The sequence below is a fragment of the Escherichia sp. WS3227_2 genome, assembly GCF_046486495.1.
Lineage (GTDB): Bacteria > Pseudomonadota > Gammaproteobacteria > Enterobacterales > Enterobacteriaceae > Escherichia > Escherichia coli.
Genome location: NZ_JBJQLG010000001.1, coordinates 365,354 through 385,133, shown reverse-complemented (window position 1 = coordinate 385,133; position 19,780 = coordinate 365,354). Strand labels below are relative to the sequence as shown.

Genomic DNA, 19,780 nt, shown 5'->3' with positions numbered 1-19,780 from the left:
GGATTAAAAATGAAAAGAATAATTGTAAGTCATTTCCCATATAATGGCTCATTCAGTAACGGCGTAATTAATTATACTAAAGCTGTAAACTCTGTTATCGATGCAAATTACAAAATCGTATATAAAGGGCAAAATGAAACACAGGAGGCGTTTAGGAATAGGCTCCTGAGAATGATGAAATTTAATTACAGTCCGGAAGAAGTTATTATCGAAGTCGCTGAGTCTCAGGCGTCAGCACTATTAATTCCTAGAAGTTTTAATGTGCATGTTAGAATGCATTGCCCATTTTATCTTTATAAAAAAATAATAAAAGAAGAACCTGATGAACAACGTTTTTCTGAAGAGGTTAGGGGGATATATAAGGCGAGAGCGGTGTCTTCACCATCACACGGAATGCTAAATTTATTAAAAAATGAATTGGATATAGATGATATACATGTATTTAAGAATCCGATTGATCTTACAAATGTTGATCTAAGTGATATCAATAAAGATATTGATGTTGTATTTTTACTTAGATTTAACAGGTTGAAAGGTGTGGAGTATTTAAATCCAATTTTACGAATGTTACCAGAAAGTTATAATGTGATATTGATAGGAAAACAAGAGGAAAAATTTTATTTAGATAGTAGAGTTAGGTGTAAAGTAACAATTAGAGAACATGTTGAAGGTGATGAAAAATTCGAGATTCTCAAAAGAGCTAAAGTCTCTTTATCGTTGAGTAAGTTCGAAAATTGTTCTATGGTTATTCTTGAAAGTATTGGTGTTGGAACATCGGTTGTATGTTGGGATGTCGGTGGCAATGCTGAAATAGCCTCACCATCAATTATATCAGTAATTGATTATGAAGATGTATTCGCATTTACTGATAAAATAAAAGAAATAGTAGATAATTACAATAATAATAGTTATCCTCCTAAAGAGGCGTTTGAAGAGGCAATCAAGAGGATAAATGAGGATTATATTAATGGAACAAAATTTATTGAGACAAATATATCTAATAAATCTGGTGTTTATAAAGGTCTAGATTATAGCACTGAGCATGCACAAAAGAAACATATACCTTACGAATTGAAAGGGCATTCGTGGAACGATTTAGAATATCGTCCTATAAAATTCTTGGCCTTATTAAATGATTCTGAGTCTGTTAGTACTTTATATCATTTTTTCAAAAGTAATGATTTCGCCATAACAATATTGTCAAGATGTGAAAATAACATTGAATATAATGATGTCTATACATTTAATTGGGTGGCTAGATTACAAATGGTACATGAAAAAATCAAAGATCTTAATCCGGATATAATAATTGTTGAAGATATAGGGTTTACAGATGATGTAAAGAAAAATATTTTCATAAAGAGTTTAAAAAAACCGGTTGTTTTCCTAAGTAAAATAAACTCTAACTTAATATTAGATAGACATGGATGGCATACAGATAGTTATATTGCTAATAGAAAAATAAAAATTGATAATGTTCCTCAATTAAATATATATCCCCGTATTTCGACCAATGTTTTAATCGTTCCCAATCGAAAGCAACCATCCTACATACACGCCATAGAAAAAATAAAGGAGAAATTAATTGCCGAGTATAACATACAAAAAGCTTATGTGATTGGAGAGTTGCCATTTTATGATTCATTTTTTGAAACTTTAGATAATGATGAGATCTCTATACATGAAGGAGATATTACCGATATAATATTTTTAGATGATTTTATGTGTGTTGATTACTTAGATTATCATGCCAATATATATTATTATTCACAAAGTTGTCTTTTAACAAATAAAAATATAGGTTTAGATTTTTCTCGGTGTGGATTAAATAAGGAGATTATAATTGAGCCTGAAAGGGAAGTTTTAAATCAGTTAATTAAGATGAAGACTATAAGCGCCCAGAATAAAATTGAAAACATACAAGATGAAATTATTTCCGTATTAAATCAATCAAGTTATAAAAAACACTATTATTGAAAAATTAAAATATCTTGTATATAACATGTTTCATGTGGTAAATATGATTATCTTGATTTTTTGTCATCGTCCATGCATATGTTAGCTCTTTTTTATTCCCCATAATAAACCCCATTAACCTGTGTCTTCACCAATAAATACCCACGAAACTTCTTAAACAGTTTCATATCTGGTTTAAAATCGGCCTGCCAGAACTGGTGCAAATGCCCTTGATACGTCAAGCCCTTGATGTCGTACAGGGCATTGCCCATCACTTTGAGTGGTTTGTTATGAACCAGCGCAGAGATCCCCGCCGTACTGTTAATCGTAACCACTGCTTTTGCGTGGCGTAATAATTCCGGCATCGGGAGATCGTGCACATAAATGACTCGCTCACCTAAACCATATTCCTTACTTAGCCGCTTAATTAATGGTCGATAGAGTCTGTGACCGCGATCCATCGGATGATGTTTGATCACCAAATAACTTTCTTTCGGCGCTTTACGCGAAAATGAGTACATGACTTCATTAATATAGTCACGCACATCGTTATAATTGCTGTGGTTACGAATCTGGCTATCGTTATATACCTGCAAAACGGCAAGATAATAACGTTGATCCAACTCGTTCATTAACCTCGGTAATACCTTACGCTGTGTTACCTTGTAAAGTTGCTTGCGCCAGTATGCACGAACCCAGCAACGAGCCTCATACCAGGGGGAAAACGATTTGTGGTGGCGGTAGCGAGGAAACTCATGACGGTAATGCCAGCCCATCAGGTAATACCACATCGCATGACCAATACGTTTCATTGTTGAAGGTGTTAAGTTCTCAACATGCGGCGCAGGCATATCTGGTAACTTACGATAAAAATCCGGATCGCGCGGTAGCGATGAATATGCGTTCACTCCGCCTTCTTCAACAGTAATAAATTGCGGGCGTAAATATCCTTCTTCAAATGCCAGGAAGCGGATACCTTTCGACTTTGCCCACCGTTTTGCTTCTTTATGCAATGGGCGGCAGTCGCCAAAGCAGAGGATAGTGTCAAAGTCATATTGTCGGTGGAGATCCCGTAACCATCCGGGAAACTCTTTCGGTGTCTGGTAGTAAGCCAGGTATTGTCGATGACGGCAGTAAAAACGATCCCCGCCGTTGAATACAACATTCACAGCGTTACGTCCTAATGACTCTAACCATTCGGCGACGTCATTGAAAAAAGGTCCCATCGGCCCCTGCAATAGCAGATATTTTTTACCGGATAATAAAACGGTTAGTGCATTACCTTGCATAAATAATTTGCGTAATAGTCAACTATGAAATTGTTTAGCCAAATCTGACCTTGCAGAACATAATTAATTTGCGGTAATAGCGTATTACCCGCCCCGCTTTTTTTCGGGTAATAAACATCGGCTTGCGCGGCGTCTTGATTAAATATTCCGCAGCTTCTTCTACCGTAATAGGTTGTAGCCGTGTTGGGTGGATATAGGTTGGATAAACAATCAACGCCTGATAGATCAAATCTGCTAACGTTAATTTTTGCTCGCGGCGCGGGCAGTGATGTTCATCAACGGTTAAACCCCAACCGGCATAGAAGGGCAGGCCGTAACAATGTACGTGCTTGCCATGTAATAACGCTTCAAACCCGGACAATGATGTCATGGTGTGCACTTCATCTGCGCGCTGAATGCATTGAATAATATCTGCGTCCAGTGCCTGATAATCAGCGAGTTCAGCAATTAGTTCTGCCGGAATATCGCCCTTGCGATTCCCCACCAGTACATCTGGGTGCGGTTTATAAACAATGTAGGCGTGCGGATTACGCTCGCGTACTGTGCGTAATAACTCAAGGTTGCTCTTAATCGAGACAGTGCCTGTTTTAATAGAGGCATCGTCCTCTACCTGACCCGGCACCAGGATAACTTTTTTATCTTTGGCTTCGGCTGGTAGAGAGAAATCGGCTCCCAGGTTGTACTTGCTCAGTTTACTTTCAACCAGTCGCTGGCGTAATTTTTCAGCTCGCATCTGCTGCGCCAGCGTTAGCTGGCTATGATTAAGCAGCACTTCCAGGTCGCTGGGGCGCGTGGCGTCATAGTAGATTCCGCGTTTATCCAGCACCAGCGATAGCGATGGCAGCAGGTCAGAGCCAAGTCCGGATGAACGCAGAAAACCATCTTCCATTCGCCATAATGGCAGTGAGTTTCGCTGCGCTTCGGCTCGCCATTGCTGTTCTCCCTTTACACCCCATACCACGCAGGCGCTTGCCGCAGTACAGCGACGTGAAAAACTCAGCCGGTTTGTCGCCGTTCGTAAGAAAGGTTTCAGGATCGCTGACTTCCACAGCGTTAAGCCTGGCGCCCATAAATAGCCATTACGCTGTTGCTGATGGTTGCGCTGTAATTGCAGCCATTGCAGTACGGTAAACAGATCGCTTGCGGCCCCCGTTAGCGGGTCGATATAGCGACAGTAACGCAGGTATGCTGCGGCAAAAAGTTCTTCCAGCGTGGCAGAACAGCGTCGGGCGGATAACAACGCAGACTGCGGATGGCGATCGTCCGTTAAGCCCCAGCCTGCATACCAGGGCTGGCCGAAGCATGTCACTGGTTTTCCTGCCAGCAAGGCTTCAAAGCCGTATTGGGAGGTCACGACGTAAACCCGGGAAACGTGTCGTAACAGCGACTGCGGGCTGACATTCTCGGCAATCAAACGTACTCGTTGTGTGGCGCGCAGATCAGCGAAATAACCTGTTTTCTTTCCTTCCAGGACATCCGGATGCACCTTCACCCAAATTTCGGCTTGAGGATTTTCCGCCATCGCGGCTTCCAGCATGGCAGCAAACTCATGCGGGCCAGCATTGCCACACGTCACTGACATATCATTAAATGTCTGATCGACAACCAGAACGATGTCTGAACGTTCTGATTCATCCGCCACAAACGCAGGTGCCAGGTTATATTTCGACAAATCCCCGGTCACGATGGTGTGCATCGCTTCTCTGGCCTGGCTTATCAGAGCTGTATTTCCGGCTTTATCCTGTACCAGTTTCTCCAGTGCTGAAGGCTTGCTGGCATCGTAGTAAATGCCACAATCATCCACCACCAGAGAAAGCGGCGGCTCGCCATTGACGCCAAGATCCAGCGAACGCACAAATCCATCTTCCAGACGAATGACGGGTTTTCCCGCTGCTTTGGCGATGGCGACTGGTTTCGCCGCGCTGGGACGATGTCCCCACACGGCGATAGCATCAACTTCTTGCGGAACAGGGCGCAGCAGAGAAAGTTTCTGGCACGGTTGCGCCAGAAATTTCTCCAGATGCGGAATACGCCAGATGCCAGGCGAGTAAATGCCAATCATGCGTTTTCAGCCAGTTCCTGTGCCATCAGGGCGCGCACTTTTTCCAGGCATGCTGGGGTGTCGACGCCCGGACCGGTTGCGGCAACCTCAAATGTGCGGATGTTGATCCCCGCGCTCATCAACCGCAGCTGCTCCAGTGATTCCGCCTGCTCCGGCATGGACTCCGGTAACTGGCTGTAGTTTTGCAGCACATCGCGACGATAAGCGTAAATACCAACGTGTTTCAGGTAGCGCGCTTTTTCAGCATTACGCGGATACGGAATAGGCGAACGGCTGAAATAAAGCGCATCCTGGCGGGTATTTACCACCACTTTTACCGTGCTTGGCTCAGCCGCTTCTTCGGCAGAAATCGCGTGGCATAGCGTTGCCACTGGCAACGCAGGATCATCACGCATTCCTTGTAGCAGCGTTTCTACATCCCGCGGGCGAATCATTGGTTCGTCGCCCTGCAGGTTAATGTAGATATCTGCCTCGACTTTATGCATCACCTCGACCAGCCGATCGGTGCCGGATTCATGATCGTTGCGCGTCATAATGGCTTTCCCGCCAAATGCCTGCACGGCCTTTTCAACACGCTGATCGTCTGTTGCCACCCAAACTTCTGCGACGCCCGCCACCTGTAACGCACGCTCGTAAACATGCTGGATCATCGGTTTGCCGACAATATCGAGTAGCGGCTTACCCGGCAGACGCGATGAGCCATAACGAGCCGGGATGACAATAACAGCTTTGCTCATTTCAACTCCTTACAAAGACAGAATCACTTTTGCACCCACCGCCAGCTGATAGAGGATGGTGGAAATACCACGGGTAACTTCAATATTTTTCGATTCATATTTCGGTAGAACCATAATCTCATCGCCCGGCTTGAGTGAATCCACGTCTTCCGCGTTGACGGCAGCACCGTTCTGACGAATGACGATAATTCTGGCGTTACCCGATTTTTGCGTCAGGCCACCACATTTCTCGATGTAATCCTCGGTGGTCATACCCTTCTGCCAGCTCACCGCGTTCGGGAACAGCACTTCGCCATGAACCATAACCAGCGATGTTTTCTCCGGAATATTGATGACGTCGCCATCTTCAAGCAGAACAGAATCAATATTGGATTCGTTGAGGATCACTTCACCTTTCGGAACCACGGTGCGTGCTTTCGCCACAAAGCGGCTGATCAGTTGTGCTTCCTGCATTCGCAGGCTGGCTTCTTCTTTGGTGGATGACTGGGCAGAAAGTGAGGCTTCCTCCAGCTTTTGCAGCGAGAGATTCAGCATCTCTTTCTGACGCTGAGCCACTGATGGGCGATAAAGCTGAACCGCGTTCATCTGCGACATGCTGTTCGGGCGGACTTTTTCCAGAACCGCACGCATAGTGGAACCATAAGGCAGTACCATGGCATGTTCACCGGAGTGTGCGCCTTCAACCCGCACCTGAATGGTGCCGGCATAGCGGTCAGTGCTCACGATTAAGGTATCGCCATTTTGCAACATACGGCCTGGCGCAGAACTGATCGGATAGTATTCGCTGCGTTTTTGTAGCCCCTGTTTACGCATAATCGTAATGTGAGTCGCGCCAGGCTTAGGGCGCGCCCAGCTCAAAGCTTCCGTTACGGGAATGCTGCTTTCGCGGAACTCAAAGTCGTAGCTGTTAAAGACATCGCCCTGAACGCTGAAAGTATGCTGACGCGGCCCGACGATGATGGTGTCACCATCGGCGAACTGCGAAAGCCCCAGTTTGCCGTTCAGCAGGAAGTCGTACAGGTTGACGTTGGAGCGCACGCGGTTACCGCGCTTGACCACAATATCAACGTAACTTCCGCGCTCTGGATCAACGCCGCCAGCCTTGATCAGATAATTGAGTAACGAATCAGACGTCACACCGCCATACAGACCAGGATTACGCACAAATCCGGTCACGTACACTTTTACTGGCTGCGCCTGTAATAAGGAGGCGTAGACGTTGACGTTGGACTGGTATACTTCCTTCACTTTGGATGTGACCAGGGCATTTAGCTGACTATTACTGACGCCAGCAACTTTCACCGGACCAACGTTCGGCAGGAAAATATTACCTTTGGGATCAACCTGTAACGCACCATCAAAGGTGAACGCACCCCACAAGCGAACCTGAATGCTATCACCCGGATTCAGAATATAGTCAGGGTTGAATCCTACCGTCGCACCGCTATCCGCGCTGGTGCCGTTGAAAAGTTGAGCACCAAACATACGGCTCATTACCACCGGCGGTGCGGGCGGCGGGGTATTGTCGAAGCCGCTCATGTTTTGCGTATCCGACTGTTGCCCGTTCAGAATACCGGTAAGCGGCGCGGCTCCTGTAAGGTTTGGGTCAGCGTTAATATCAATGGCCGCGCTGGCCTGCGCCGCGTGACAGGCGGCAATCAGTAAAATTGATTTAAATAATTTCATCACAAACTCATTCAGCGACAGCGTTAGTCTCGGTGATCTTCAATAACAGCCAGCAACAGTTTCAGGGTGCCGAACAGCAGGCAGCACACCAGTAACCAGCAGGCGATCAAATAAGGGATATTTGGAAAAGACGATTCCTGCGGCAACTGTGGCGAACTGATCACTGACAGCACCTTGAGCTTACGAGCCGCTTCTACACGGGTCTTTTCAATGGAGGTCAGGGTCAGTTTGTACAGCTCGGTGTTGAACTCTACTTTTGATTTGATTTCTTCAAAATCCACCGCCATACGGTTTAGCTTGTCACCCTGCGGCGCTGTGATTTTGCTTTTTTCTTCGTCAATTTGTGCCTGCAATGACTGAATCGCATTACGCGCACTCACAACTTGCGGGGCGTCCTCACGCAGATACGTCAGCAAGTTCCGCAGGTCCGCTTCCATCTGGATCTTCTGGCCCATCAGCGTATTCACTAACGTGCTCGCCGCCTGTGCCTGTGCCTGTGGATCCAGAACGTTGTTGTTGTCTTGATAAGAGAGCAATTCCGCTTTGCTGGCGTCCAGACGCTGGCGTGCCTTTTCCATCTCCGTTTCTGCAAAGGCAAGCTGGTCACGCGCGATGCGATGTGACATCTCATTGATAAAGCGCTCTGACTCTTTCAGCACGGTCTGGTTAAACTTAAGTGCAAACTCCGGGCTAAAGCCCTGCGTCTGAATATTCAGTAATCCGGTTTTATCGTCATACGAGACGTTGATACGGTCCTTGTAGTACTTCAGGAAGCCTTCTGCAGTTTCATCCTTGCTAAGATGATTAAGAAAATCGAGCCCGCTGTGGCTAAACGCTTCACGAAAATTTAGTTGCTTATCCAGCGCCGCCAGCATATCCGGCGAGTTGATGTACTCTTTCAGATACAACGCATCTTCTGCGGAACTGGGGTTAGAGGCACCCAGAAGCAGACCAAAATTCAGGCTGCCGCTGTTTAAATCATCCGAGCGTTTAATGGCGACTTTCGACTCGCTCATATAGCGAGGCTGGCTGAAGATAGCCAGATAGATCAGCAGCACCGCCATCGGTGCCAGAATGATGATTTTCGCCAGGTGTTTTTGGATATCTGCCAGTGAGATGGCAGACAGACGAGCACGCATCCAGGATACGGCAGACTTCACTTTTATCAACATGTAACGATTATCAAAGTTTCAGTGGGGCGCAAACTCAATGAGAGACTAACCTCTCGAACCCCGTTGCTTAATTAGTCGAAAATGCGCACAAGGCCAGTGACTTTATTTGCCTTGTTGGTCACCAATAACGTTGAGACGCGGTGCTTTTGCATTTTTTCTTCCGCTTCAATGATCATGGTGTCTTCCGGTAGCGTCAGCGGTTCACGCGTCATCATCTGCGCAGCCGTGGCGGATGTCAGAGAATCCTCTTTTTCCATAAAGCGACGCAGGTCACCGTCGGTGATAATGCCCGCTAGCCCACCTTCTGCGTCTTCTACCATCACCATTCCCTGGCATCCGCTGGTGATACGTTGAATCACGGTTTTAAATGACGCATCCAGCTGTACCGCAGGAACATCATGCTGCATGACATCAGCAACGCGGGTCAGCAGGCGACGACCTAATGAACCGCCCGGGTGATAGCGCGCAAAATCATTCGGCATAAATTTGCGTTGGTGGATCATGGCAATCGCCAGCGCATCGCCGATCGCCATCGTCAGCGTGGTAGACGTTGTTGGTGCAAGATTATTCGGGCAGGTTTCATTCGCCATGTGGAGTTCCAGCACGGCATCAGCATTTTTCGCCAGCGTGGAATTTCCATTATTGGTAATGGCGATAATTCGGTTGCCGAAATTTTTCAGTGAAGGAACTAGCTTGAGGATTTCATCCGTTTCACCGCTGGCAGAAATAAGGATCAGAAGATCGTAAGGCGTAATCATGCCCAGATCGCCATGGAAAGCTTCTGCAGGATGAATAAAGAAACTAGGCGTACCCGTAGAGGCCAGCGTCGCTGACATTTTACGACCGACATGCCCTGATTTACCCATTCCCGAAAGAATAACGTGCCCTTTACAGTTCATTATCAAATTAAGGACACGCTGGTACTGCCCGGAATCCAGTTGTTTAGACAAGTTTTGTAATGCTGCGCCTTGTTCTGCCAGAGTCTGGCGAACAGAGGTAATTAGATATGGATCGATAGTACTGCTCTGGTCATCAGGTAAATGTCTTTCAGACATATCAGCTCCTTTGCACGGAAATAATGCCACAGTCACAACAAACCCGAACCCACTATAATTTATTTATGCTAAATCAATGGGTTGTAACAAAATTTTTAATGAATATAAAACCATGGTCAGTCCATGCTTATATGCAGGACTTATCACCTTCTTATTAAGTCGCAATGTCTCATGGAGGTGCGAAGATGCTGCAATATTACAGGCGAGAAGGGGAACCAAATTTTGCCCACCTATTTAACACACCCCTACATTATGAACAAGGAATTTAGGATTTTTATCATTTATTAAAATGTTTCCTACTTGACTATTAAGACCAAAAACAATTTATCAATTGATTATTTCCTTGTAAAAAAAGAACGTATGACTATGTTATTAATAAATAAAACACGCAAATAATGGTGATGTTGTTTTGTGATTAACTATTTAAGTGCGGCATAATAAACAGGTTGACAATTTCTATGTAAAGAAGAGGAAAATAATAAAATTTTAGCGGTGACTATTGAATGATATGATAGTTGTGGTGTTGATTATTTCTGGTAATGAATGCGGAATTAAATCTGGCCGGATTGTATTTTTGCTATATCTATTTTTCAGGAGATTATTATTAAATAGAAAAATAACAATGGTGATTATCTCCGGTTGAGCTGGAGTCACGTATGCCAGCGAGTGCTTTCTTCCGGGCCTTCCTTCACTTCAGAGAAAGAGCCTATGGAAAAGAGGCAATCATCAGGCTCTTTTTGAGTCATATGCGCCGATAATCAACTGTCTTGAACGTAAAAATTATGGAGCAACATGATGCTACGATTCATTTCACTCTTCGTTCTTTCTGAGCATTGCGTTCAGGATGGTCAGCAATTTACGCATACAGTCAACCAGCGCCACTTTTTTGGTTTTTCCGGCTGCTGGCAGATGCATGTAAAACGCCTTTATCACCGGATTAAACCAGGTTACCACAAGCGCTGCCATGTGCAGGGCTGCTCTTGCCTCCGTACGCGCACTGGCGTCGTTCGGCCAGCAGATATGTGTGGGATAACAGGGATGTTATGTGAACTGAACTGTGTTTTGTTAGCGGGGGATGTTTATTGATGATTCGGGAGTGTTTAAGACCTGATGGCGTTATGCTCCCAAGTTTATTTTATATAAAGATCCAAAAGCAAAAACCCGCCTTGTGAGCGGGTTCTTAAGAATTAGTGGTGCCCGGACTCGGAATCGAACCAAGGACACGGGGATTTTCAATCCCCTGCTCTACCGACTGAGCTATCCGGGCAACGGGGCGCATTAAACCTGATTCGCCACGTCTCGTCAATCAAATTTCTTCAATTTACTGCAGACTGCACAATCTATCATCACTTTGCCGCTATTGCACGCATTGTCAAGCAAACCAGGCGGTCCAGGCGGCGGAAAGCGGCATTGCCAGAAGGAGTGCTGGAAGCATGTTGACCACCGGGAACATTTTAATGCCACAGATGCGTAATCCGGTTGCCAGCAGCAATAAACCGCCTACGGCGCTGAAGTCTGCCATCATCGACGGTGTGGTCAGCGGTAATATCAGCGCGGCAGCCCACGCCAGCGTTAACTGGATGATCAGTAATGGGATACTAATCACCGATACCGCAATACCCAGCGAGCAGGCGAAGATCATCGCCGTAAAGAAATCAAGAAATGACTTGGCGATTAAAATACTCGGATCGCCGGTCATCCCTTCGTTCATCGCCCCGAAGATCCCGGTGCCGCTGGCGCAAAACAGGACAATAATCGCGACATAATTCTGAATAAAAGATTCATGCGCTGGCTTCTTACGTGAGTGGCGAAACAGATTTTGTGCTTTGGTGACCGCGGTATTGACGCCTTTTTCCAGCAGACAAATTTCGCCGATTAATGCACCGAGTAAGGTTGCTAAAACCATCGCCGGAAGGTTGGCGCATTTCACCACCAGTAAAATACCAATCCCCAGCGATGCCAGACCAAAAATTGATGTCATGGAGACGCGGATACGTTCCGGTAAGCGTTGGCTAAGCAGTGCACCGAGCACGCCACCCAGTAATACTGCACTTGCGTTGATAAAAGGACCGATGACCACAAGAGTTCCTGTTAGCTGCATTGTCTGATTTTCTTATTATGACCGTTTGGTGCCGTCGATGGCTTGTTTGTTCGCAAAGTCCTGGCTTGCACGCTTTAGCGAAAGGTGCCATGATTGCGCGAATTTTCTCCTCTCTGTACGGAGTTTGCCCGATGTACGCCACCTCCTTACATTCTCTCGCTTATCGCCGTTTCGCGCGAAACTCTTCTCTTTTTATGCTACTGCTCATGCGGTGAAGTTAACGCACGCTCACTGCAGGACAACAGTAAAATCAGAGCGTTTCTGCTTTTACTGATGTCTGGCGGTCGGAGCTGGTGACCAGTTTGACCCATATCTCATGGGGCAGGGTTTTCCACCTTGTCCGGTATTCTTACTTCCCCGAAACGGGTTTGCGCTTATGAAATCAATGAATATTGCCGCCAGTAGTGAACTGGTATCCCGACTTTCTACTCATCGCCGCGTGGTGGCGTTGGGAGATACTGATTTTACGGACGTCGCGGCAGTCGTCATTACCGCTGCGGATAGTCGCAGTGGCATTCTTACGTTGCTTAAGCGCACCGGTTTTCATCTACCGGTGTTTTTGTATTCCGAACATGTTGTTGAATTACCTGCGGGCGTTACGGCGGTAATCAACGGCAACGAGCAGCAGTGGCTGGAGCTGGAATCCGCAGCCTGTCAGTATGAAGAGAATTTGCTGCCACCGTTTTATGACACGCTGACGCAGTACGTTGAGATGGGCAACAGCACCTTTGCTTGCCCTGGACATCAACATGGTGCGTTTTTTAAAAAGCATCCTGCCGGACGCCATTTTTACGATTTCTTTGGTGAGAACGTCTTTCGCGCCGATATGTGTAACGCTGACGTAAAATTGGGCGATCTGCTTATTCATGAAGGATCGGCGAAGGATGCGCAGAAATTCGCAGCCAAAGTCTTTCATGCCGATAAAACCTATTTTGTCCTGAACGGCACATCGGCAGCGAATAAAGTGGTGACGAATGCGCTGTTAACGCGTGGCGATCTGGTGCTCTTCGACCGTAACAACCATAAGTCGAATCATCACGGCGCGCTGATTCAGGCGGGGGCGACGCCGGTCTATCTGGAAGCTTCACGTAACCCGTTTGGTTTCATTGGCGGTATTGATGCGCACTGTTTTAATGAAGAGTATCTGCGCCAGCAAATTCGCGACGTTGCGCCAGAAAAAGCTGAGTTGCCGCGCCCGTTTCGCCTGGCGATTATTCAGTTGGGAACCTATGACGGCACTGTCTATAACGCCCGTCAGGTGGTCGATACCGTTGGGCATCTGTGTGATTACATTCTGTTTGATTCCGCGTGGGTCGGTTACGAACAGTTTATCCCGATGATGGCGGATAGCTCGCCGCTGCTGTTAGAACTTAACGAAAACGATCCGGGGATCTTTGTGACCCAGTCAGTGCACAAACAGCAGGCGGGATTCTCACAGACGTCGCAGATCCATAAAAAAGATAACCATATCCGCGGACAGGCGCGTTTTTGCCCGCATAAGCGGTTGAATAATGCCTTTATGCTCCATGCTTCTACCAGCCCGTTCTATCCGTTGTTTGCCGCGCTGGACGTTAACGCCAAAATTCATGAAGGGGAGAGTGGGCGTCGGCTGTGGGCTGAGTGCGTTGTGATAGGGATTGAAGCGCGCAAGGCTATTCTTGCGCACTGTAAGCTGTTCCGCCCGTTTATCCCGCCCGTTGTTGATGGCAAATTGTGGCAGGATTATCCGACATCAGTGTTAGCCAGTGACCGTCGTTTTTTCAGTTTTGAGCCGGGGGCGAAGTGGCACGGCTTTGAAGGATATGCCGTGGATCAGTATTTTGTTGATCCGTGCAAGCTGTTACTCACTACACCAGGTATCAATGCCGAAACTGGCGAATATAGCGACTTTGGCGTTCCGGCGACGATTCTGGCGCACTATCTGCGTGAGAACGGCATTGTGCCGGAGAAGTGCGATCTCAATTCCATTCTGTTCTTATTAACGCCGGCGGAAAGCCACGAGAAGCTGGCGCAACTGGTGGCGATGCTGGCGCAGTTTGAACAGCATATTGAGGATGACTCGCCGCTGGCTGAGGTGTTGCCGAGCGTTTATAACAAATATCCGGTGCGCTATCGCGACTACACCCTGCGCCAGTTGTGTCAGGAGATGCACGATCTGTATGTCAGTTTCGACGTCAAAGACCTACAAAAAGCGATGTTCCGCCAGCAGAGTTTCCCGTCAGTGGTGATGAACCCCCAGGATGCGCATAGTGCTTATATTCGCGGTGAAGTGGAGTTGGTGCGGATTCGTGATGCCGAGGGGCGAATTGCGGCAGAAGGGGCGTTGCCTTATCCACCAGGCGTGCTTTGCGTGGTGCCCGGGGAAGTCTGGGGCGGGGCGGTCCAACGTTATTTCCTTGCGCTGGAAGAAGGGGTGAATTTGTTGCCGGGATTTTCGCCGGAGCTGCAAGGTGTCTATAGCGAAACCGATGCAGATGGCATGAAACGATTGTACGGTTATGTGTTGAAGTAAGAAAAAAACGGGTCACCTTCTGGCGACCCGTTTTTCTTTGCGTAATTAGTGGCTCACCGTCTGTGTGCCTGTCGGGACACGAACGTGTTTATATTTGAACATCGCCATGAACGCGAAGGCCAGAACCACGGAGTAACCAGCGAAAATCAACCATACGGTCTGCCAGTCGGTAATGCCGTTTTGGGTGTACATCTCAACCACTTTACCGCTCACGATGCCGCCAAGGATACAGCCGAAGCCGTTAGTCATCATCAGGAACATCCCCTGCGCACTGGCGCGAATTGCCGGGCTAACTTCTTTTTCGACAAACACCGAACCAGAGATGTTGAAGAAGTCGAATGCGCAACCGTAAACGATCATCGACAGTACCAGCAGTACAGTACCGAACGGAGTCGGGTCGCCGTAAGCAAACAGCGCAAAACGCAGGATCCACGCCACAATACTGATCATCATTACGTTCTTAATACCGTAGCGGCTTAAGAAGAACGGGATGGTCAGAATGAACAGGGTTTCAGAGATCTGCGAAATTGACATGATGATTGACGCATGCTGCACGATGAAGCTGCTGGCAAACATCGGATCTTTGTCGAAGCTGTGCAGGAAGGTGTTACCGAACATGTTGGTAATCTGCAGTTCCGCGCCCAGCAGCATTGAGAAGATGAAGAAGATTGCCATACGCTTGTTTTTAAACAGCGCGAATGCATCGAGGCCCAGCAGGGTTGTCCAGCTCTGATTCGCTTGCTGTTTAGCAACCGGAATATGCGGCAGAGTCAGGGTAAACAGAACCAGAATGGCGGAAAGTGCTGCACCAATATACAGCTGCATGTGGCTTAATTCGAAGCCAGACAGGCTCACCACCCACATTGCCATGATAAAGCCGATGGTGCCCCAGATACGAATTGGCGGGAAGTCAGTAACGATATCCATCCCGGCATTTTGCAGGCGATAGTAAGAGATGGTGTTGATTAACCCAAGCGTTGGCATATAAGCAAACGAGTTAATCAATATCACAAGGAACATCGCCTCCGGCGTCGTGACCTGGGCCGCCATGAACAGCGTGATAGCGCCAATGGTGTGGCAAATGGCATATACCCATTTCGCACTTAACCATTTGTCGGCCACAATCCCCAGCAGCGCAGGCATAAAGACCGCGGCGATACCCAGTGAGCTATAAACTGCGCCGATAGAAGCACCGTCAAACTTCAGGGTAACAAACATATAGGAGCCGAGGGTCGTCAGCCAACTTCCCCACAGACAGAACTGCAGAAAAGAGAGTATTTTCAGCTGCAGCTTAAGATTCATGTTAATTTCCTCACATCGTGATGCGGATGAGTGTTTGAAAAAGCACATTTGACTGTGCGAGATGATGGGATTCTATCAACTTCGCGGACTGGTTTTTTGTTACCTGTGGCAAATAATTGCAAACATTCCCAATTTGCAAAACGAAATTGTGATGTGGATAACATTTTTGCCCCTGAGCATCGTCAGGGGCGGTTAGTGGAATTATCGGCGGCGGTAGGATTTTTGCGCGGTATTCACTTTATAAAGATAACGGCGAGATTCCGCAGAGGGATGGCGGGTCGTCAGCGTTTGATAAACATCGCCCGGCGTCATGGTGTTAATAATATTGGCCGCCTGAATCTTGTCATTCGAAAAGACTCGCAGCACGCTGCCTGCACCGCCGTTATAGGCGGTGATGACGGCATAACGCCGCGACGTTGGGTTATCAATTCCGCCAAGATAAACATTGTTCAGTATCGCCAGATACGCGGTGCCGGTATCAATATTGCTGGCAGGATCAAACAAGAAACTGCGGCTCGGCGTGCCAGATTTCCCCTGCGAGCGGAACACATCTTTCCCGGCAGTATGTTGTACCACCTGCATTAATCCCAGCGCATCGGAACGGCTGACCGCATACGGGTTAAAGGAAGATTCAGTCTGCATAATTGCCAGAATCAGCGACTCATCAATGCCATATTTCCGTGACGCCTGGCGGACCATGCCGAGATATTTGTGCGCACGTTTATCAAGGTGGTTCGGCACCATGTTAATGGTGACACTGTAGATGATACGTAGCCCGTTGCTGCGGCTCTTCAGACGGTTTTTCAGCAGATAATCCGCGAAGTTGCTCGCGCGACCTTCCCAGCGAATCGGCTGCCCGGTGTTGTCCACCACCTGACCGTAAAGGAAAGGTTCTTTCGAAATCGTAATATCATCAACGTCGGAATAGAGATCGACCGAACCCGGATCGTCACCCATCAGCAACGTTTTGATAATTGCCCGGCGCAGATGCGCGGCAGGTTCTGTCCCGGCGATGGTTTCGATAGTAATCGTACCGTCATCGAAGTTGATGTGGCTGCGGGTCTGATATTGATCGGTGTATTTCACGTAGTCCTTAGGACCGGCGATCACTACCTCTTTGAATCCCCAGATGTTCTCAATATTGTGGGCAAATTGCCCCATCAGAATATCAAAACCGTTGGTGTCTTTGACCCAGGCTTCGTTATAGGTATCGCCTTTTTTGGTCGTCGAACAGGAGATGAGCAACGGCGCAATCAAAGCCAGCGCGAGATATTTTTTCATCATTCCGGGTGCGTGTTGTGTTTGTTTTTATGCAAGTTGCCGGAGGCGTGCTCCGGCACTGTTTTTATTTTTTATCTTCCGGCGTATAGCCCTCGATATGCACCTCTTTACCCTCGAACAGGAAGTTGACCATCTCCTGCTCCAGCAGCTTGCGGTGCTCGGCATTCATCATGTTGAGTTTCTTTTCATTAATCAGCATGGTTTGTTTGTGCTGCCACTGCGCCCAGGCTTCTTTGGAGATCTCGTTATAGATGCGTTTTCCCAGTTCGCCGGGGTACAGCTGAAAATCCTGACCTTCTGCTTCACGTTGCAGGAAAGTACAAAAAATCGTTCTGCTCATAAATCATCCTCTTTATCGACTCACGCGCTAAACCGGCGCGCCAGTGCGTAACTGCTGTAACAAACGCTCCACGGGAGCCGCCAGGCCAACTGACGGCGGTTGCGCTAAGTTATACCAGAGCGCATTGCCTTCATCCATGCAGCCGGTGAATGACGACACGGGAAGCCACATAGGCACAATATCTAAGTGGAAATGGCTGAAGGTATGGCGAAACGCGGTCAGCTGCGTCAGGTTATCGGCAGCAATTTGCCGTTGCGCCAGCCAATGCCGCAAACTTTCTTCGTCGGCAAACTGTGGGAAACAGTATAAACCGCCCCACAATCCACTCGGCGGACGCTGCGCCAGCAATACTTCATCTTCGTGCTGTAACAGCAGAAAGTAGCCAGTACGCTCCGGCAGCGTCTGTTTCGGTTTTTTGCCCGGATAAAGCGACCAGCTATTGTTGGCGGTGGCAATACATCCGTTTTGTAGCGGACAGAGCGAACATTTCGGCTTCGAGCGCGTGCAAATCACCGCGCCCAAATCCATCATCGCCTGATTAAACCGTTCCACGCCAACCGCGGGCGTCACCTGCTCGCTTAAACTCCACAGTTTATTCTCGACCTCTTTTTTCCCAGGCCAGCCGCTTACAGCATAGCAGCGCGCCAGCACGCGTTTGACGTTACCGTCGAGAATCGGAAAGTGCTTACCCAGAGAAAGCGAGAGAATCGCGCCTGCGGTGGAACGCCCGACGCCCGGTAACGCCGCGACTTCTTCAAAGGTTTCCGGGAATTTACCGCTGTGTAAGGTCGCCACTTGTTGTGCCGCTTTATGCAGATTGCGCGCGCGGGCGTAATAGCCAAGCCCGGTCCACAAGTGGAGAACTTCATCCAGCGGTGCATTGGCGAGATCGGTCACCGTCGGGAAGCGCGCCATAAAGCGTTCAAAATAGGGGATAACGGTCGCAACCTGAGTTTGTTGCAACATCACTTCTGAGAGCCATACTTTGTAGGGCGTCTTGTCAATTTGCCAGGGCAGCGTTTTCCGCCCGTATTTATCGTACCAGTCCAGAACCTGGGCTGAAAATTGCGACGCTTGCATGGTCACCGAATTCACTGTTGTTGGGGGCAAGATTGCAGCACAGCGACGGCAGGGTGTAAACCGGAACTTTCCGCAGCCACGGCCTTATCATGCTTGCATCCGGCAACTAACTTTGGATAATGCCCGTTTTCAGAACACTTTCACAAGCGACTAAATCTTTATGAAAAACGACGTCATCTCACCGGAATTTGATGAAAACGGCCGCCCACTGCGCCGTATCCGTAGTTTTGTGCGCCGCCAGGGGCGACTGACCAAAGGCCAGGAACATGCGCTGGAAAACTACTGGCCGGTGATGGGCGTTGAGTTCAGCGAAGATATGCTGGATTTCCCCGCGCTTTTTGGCCGAGAAGCGCCGGTGACGCTTGAGATTGGTTTTGGCATGGGGGCGTCGCTGGTGGCAATGGCTAAAGATCGCCCTGAGCAGGACTTCCTCGGCATTGAAGTGCATTCACCGGGCGTTGGTGCGTGCCTGGCTTCTGCGCATGAAGAGGGCTTAAGCAACCTGCGCGTGATGTGTCACGATGCGGTTGAAGTGCTGCATAAAATGATTCCTGACAATTCATTGCGCATGGTGCAGCTCTTTTTCCCTGACCCGTGGCACAAAGCGCGCCATAATAAACGCCGTATCGTTCAGGTGCCGTTTGCCGAACTGGTAAAAAGCAAACTGCAACTGGGGGGCGTATTCCATATGGCGACCGACTGGGAACCTTATGCGGAACATATGCTTGAAGTGATGTCTTCTATTGACGGTTATAAAAACCTGTCAGAGAGCAATGATTACGTACCTCGTCCGGCATCACGTCCGGTGACGAAATTTGAACAACGTGGTCATCGTCTTGGTCACGGAGTATGGGACTTAATGTTCGAGAGGGTGAAATAATGGCAAAGAACCGTAGCCGTCGTCTGCGTAAAAAAATGCACATCGACGAATTCCAGGAATTAGGATTTTCGGTGGCATGGCGATTCCCGGAAGGTACATCGGAAGAACAGATTGATAAAACCGTTGATGACTTTATTAACGAGGTTATCGAACCGAACAAACTGGCCTTTGACGGCAGCGGTTATCTGGCCTGGGAAGGTCTGATCTGCATGCAGGAAATCGGCAAATGCACCGAAGAACATCAGGCGATTGTGCGTAAGTGGCTGGAAGAGCGCAAACTGGATGAGGTACGCACCAGCGAACTTTTCGACGTTTGGTGGGACTAAT

The 19,780-nt window shown here is 47.9% G+C and carries 16 protein-coding genes, 1 tRNA gene and 1 pseudogene; 5 read left to right on the top strand and 13 right to left on the bottom strand.

Annotated elements, in window-relative coordinates:
* The first annotated feature begins 9 nt into the window (after nt 1–9).
* Nucleotides 10–1,977 carry a glycosyltransferase gene (locus ACJHXB_RS01890; RefSeq protein ID WP_410233455.1) on the top strand — a complete coding sequence of 656 codons (1,968 nt, stop codon included), beginning with the start codon at nt 10–12 and terminating at the stop codon, nt 1,975–1,977.
* Between the two features lie 92 nt (nt 1,978–2,069).
* On the opposite strand, the gene ACJHXB_RS01885 is transcribed toward ACJHXB_RS01890, so the two are convergent.
* From ACJHXB_RS01885 to ACJHXB_RS01845, 9 genes and pseudogenes are all read right to left on the bottom strand, one after another.
* The gene (locus ACJHXB_RS01885) at nt 2,070–3,245 is read right to left on the bottom strand and encodes a capsule biosynthesis protein (protein WP_001604842.1); all 1,176 of its coding nucleotides are present in this window, start codon (nt 3,243–3,245) and stop codon (nt 2,070–2,072) included.
* A gap of 34 nt (nt 3,246–3,279) precedes the next feature.
* Nucleotides 3,280–5,307: a capsular polysaccharide biosynthesis protein gene (locus ACJHXB_RS01880; protein WP_001604841.1), complete on the bottom strand. Its 2,028-nt coding sequence runs from the start codon at nt 5,305–5,307 to the stop codon at nt 3,280–3,282.
* The gene (kdsB, locus tag ACJHXB_RS01875; RefSeq protein WP_001604840.1) at nt 5,304–6,044 is read right to left on the bottom strand and encodes a 3-deoxy-manno-octulosonate cytidylyltransferase; all 741 of its coding nucleotides are present in this window, start codon (nt 6,042–6,044) and stop codon (nt 5,304–5,306) included. The genes ACJHXB_RS01880 and kdsB overlap by 4 nt, the downstream gene beginning before the upstream one ends.
* Nucleotides 6,045–6,053: 9 nt before the next feature.
* A complete protein-coding gene (locus tag ACJHXB_RS01870) occupies nt 6,054–7,730 on the bottom strand; it encodes a polysaccharide biosynthesis/export family protein (protein WP_001298258.1) in 1,677 nt (558 codons plus the stop codon).
* 23 nt (nt 7,731–7,753) lie between these two features.
* Complete coding sequence (locus ACJHXB_RS01865) at nt 7,754–8,902, bottom strand: capsule polysaccharide export inner-membrane protein KpsE (RefSeq protein ID WP_000905920.1); 1,149 nt, start codon at nt 8,900–8,902, stop codon at nt 7,754–7,756.
* Nucleotides 8,903–8,973: 71 nt separating this feature from the next.
* Nucleotides 8,974–9,957 (bottom strand): SIS domain-containing protein, encoded by a 984-nt coding sequence (locus ACJHXB_RS01860; protein ID WP_001298261.1) that lies wholly within the window; start codon nt 9,955–9,957, stop codon nt 8,974–8,976.
* Nucleotides 9,958–10,767: 810 nt separating this feature from the next.
* Nucleotides 10,768–10,950, bottom strand: a pseudogene (locus ACJHXB_RS01855) (IS110 family transposase); the annotation flags it as partial.
* A 198-nt stretch (nt 10,951–11,148) separates the two neighbouring features.
* Nucleotides 11,149–11,224: transfer RNA gene (locus tag ACJHXB_RS01850), tRNA-Phe, on the bottom strand.
* Nucleotides 11,225–11,329: 105 nt separating this feature from the next.
* On the bottom strand, nt 11,330–12,037 hold the full coding sequence (locus ACJHXB_RS01845) for a DUF554 domain-containing protein (protein WP_000234526.1): 708 nt from the start codon (nt 12,035–12,037) through the stop codon (nt 11,330–11,332).
* A 152-nt stretch (nt 12,038–12,189) separates the two neighbouring features.
* Here ACJHXB_RS01845 and ACJHXB_RS01840 point away from each other — a divergent pair, with 152 nt between their 5' ends.
* Nucleotides 12,190–12,273, top strand: a complete 84-nt coding sequence (locus ACJHXB_RS01840; protein ID WP_212736801.1) for a hypothetical protein — start codon at nt 12,190–12,192, stop codon at nt 12,271–12,273.
* Between the two features lie 161 nt (nt 12,274–12,434).
* Nucleotides 12,435–14,570, top strand: coding sequence for an ornithine decarboxylase (gene speC / locus ACJHXB_RS01835; protein ID WP_001542346.1), 2,136 nt, complete (start codon nt 12,435–12,437; stop codon nt 14,568–14,570).
* Nucleotides 14,571–14,615: 45 nt separating this feature from the next.
* On the opposite strand, the gene nupG is transcribed toward speC, so the two are convergent.
* From nupG to mutY, 4 genes are all read right to left on the bottom strand, one after another.
* Complete coding sequence (gene nupG / locus ACJHXB_RS01830; RefSeq protein ID WP_001049791.1) at nt 14,616–15,872, bottom strand: nucleoside permease NupG; 1,257 nt, start codon at nt 15,870–15,872, stop codon at nt 14,616–14,618.
* Nucleotides 15,873–16,073: 201 nt separating this feature from the next.
* A complete protein-coding gene (gene mltC, locus ACJHXB_RS01825) occupies nt 16,074–17,153 on the bottom strand; it encodes a membrane-bound lytic murein transglycosylase MltC (RefSeq protein ID WP_001542345.1) in 1,080 nt (359 codons plus the stop codon).
* Between the two features lie 64 nt (nt 17,154–17,217).
* Entirely contained in the window at nt 17,218–17,493 is a 276-nt protein-coding gene (locus tag ACJHXB_RS01820; RefSeq protein ID WP_000091700.1) for an oxidative damage protection protein, read from the bottom strand.
* 27 nt (nt 17,494–17,520) lie between these two features.
* Nucleotides 17,521–18,573 (bottom strand): A/G-specific adenine glycosylase, encoded by a 1,053-nt coding sequence (gene mutY / locus ACJHXB_RS01815; protein WP_001542344.1) that lies wholly within the window; start codon nt 18,571–18,573, stop codon nt 17,521–17,523.
* A gap of 160 nt (nt 18,574–18,733) precedes the next feature.
* On the opposite strand from mutY, the gene trmB reads away from it, so the two are divergent.
* The gene (gene trmB / locus ACJHXB_RS01810) at nt 18,734–19,453 is read left to right on the top strand and encodes a tRNA (guanosine(46)-N7)-methyltransferase TrmB (RefSeq protein WP_000786911.1); all 720 of its coding nucleotides are present in this window, start codon (nt 18,734–18,736) and stop codon (nt 19,451–19,453) included.
* Complete coding sequence (locus ACJHXB_RS01805) at nt 19,453–19,779, top strand: YggL family protein (RefSeq protein WP_001107564.1); 327 nt, start codon at nt 19,453–19,455, stop codon at nt 19,777–19,779. The genes trmB and ACJHXB_RS01805 overlap by 1 nt, the downstream gene beginning before the upstream one ends.
* The last annotated feature ends 1 nt before the right edge of the window (nt 19,780 follow it).

Bases quoted from the DNA above. Each gene is read 5' to 3' on its own strand.
- ACJHXB_RS01870 (WP_001298258.1), bottom strand. From the start codon at position 7,730: ATGAAATTATTTAAATCAATTTTACTGATTGCCGCCTGTCACGCGGCG.
- mltC (WP_001542345.1), bottom strand. From the start codon at position 17,153: ATGAAAAAATATCTCGCGCTGGCTTTGATTGCGCCGTTGCTCATCTCC.
- ACJHXB_RS01865 (WP_000905920.1), bottom strand. From the start codon at position 8,902: ATGTTGATAAAAGTGAAGTCTGCCGTATCCTGGATGCGTGCTCGTCTG.
- nupG (WP_001049791.1), bottom strand. From the start codon at position 15,872: ATGAATCTTAAGCTGCAGCTGAAAATACTCTCTTTTCTGCAGTTCTGT.
- ACJHXB_RS01840 (WP_212736801.1), top strand. From the start codon at position 12,190: ATGTACGCCACCTCCTTACATTCTCTCGCTTATCGCCGTTTCGCGCGA.
- mutY (WP_001542344.1), bottom strand. From the start codon at position 18,573: ATGCAAGCGTCGCAATTTTCAGCCCAGGTTCTGGACTGGTACGATAAA.
- ACJHXB_RS01820 (WP_000091700.1), bottom strand. From the start codon at position 17,493: ATGAGCAGAACGATTTTTTGTACTTTCCTGCAACGTGAAGCAGAAGGT.
- speC (WP_001542346.1), top strand. From the start codon at position 12,435: ATGAAATCAATGAATATTGCCGCCAGTAGTGAACTGGTATCCCGACTT.
- ACJHXB_RS01890 (WP_410233455.1), top strand. From the start codon at position 10: ATGAAAAGAATAATTGTAAGTCATTTCCCATATAATGGCTCATTCAGT.
- trmB (WP_000786911.1), top strand. From the start codon at position 18,734: ATGAAAAACGACGTCATCTCACCGGAATTTGATGAAAACGGCCGCCCA.
- ACJHXB_RS01885 (WP_001604842.1), bottom strand. From the start codon at position 3,245: ATGCAAGGTAATGCACTAACCGTTTTATTATCCGGTAAAAAATATCTG.
- ACJHXB_RS01860 (WP_001298261.1), bottom strand. From the start codon at position 9,957: ATGTCTGAAAGACATTTACCTGATGACCAGAGCAGTACTATCGATCCA.
- ACJHXB_RS01880 (WP_001604841.1), bottom strand. From the start codon at position 5,307: ATGATTGGCATTTACTCGCCTGGCATCTGGCGTATTCCGCATCTGGAG.
- kdsB (WP_001604840.1), bottom strand. From the start codon at position 6,044: ATGAGCAAAGCTGTTATTGTCATCCCGGCTCGTTATGGCTCATCGCGT.
- ACJHXB_RS01805 (WP_001107564.1), top strand. From the start codon at position 19,453: ATGGCAAAGAACCGTAGCCGTCGTCTGCGTAAAAAAATGCACATCGAC.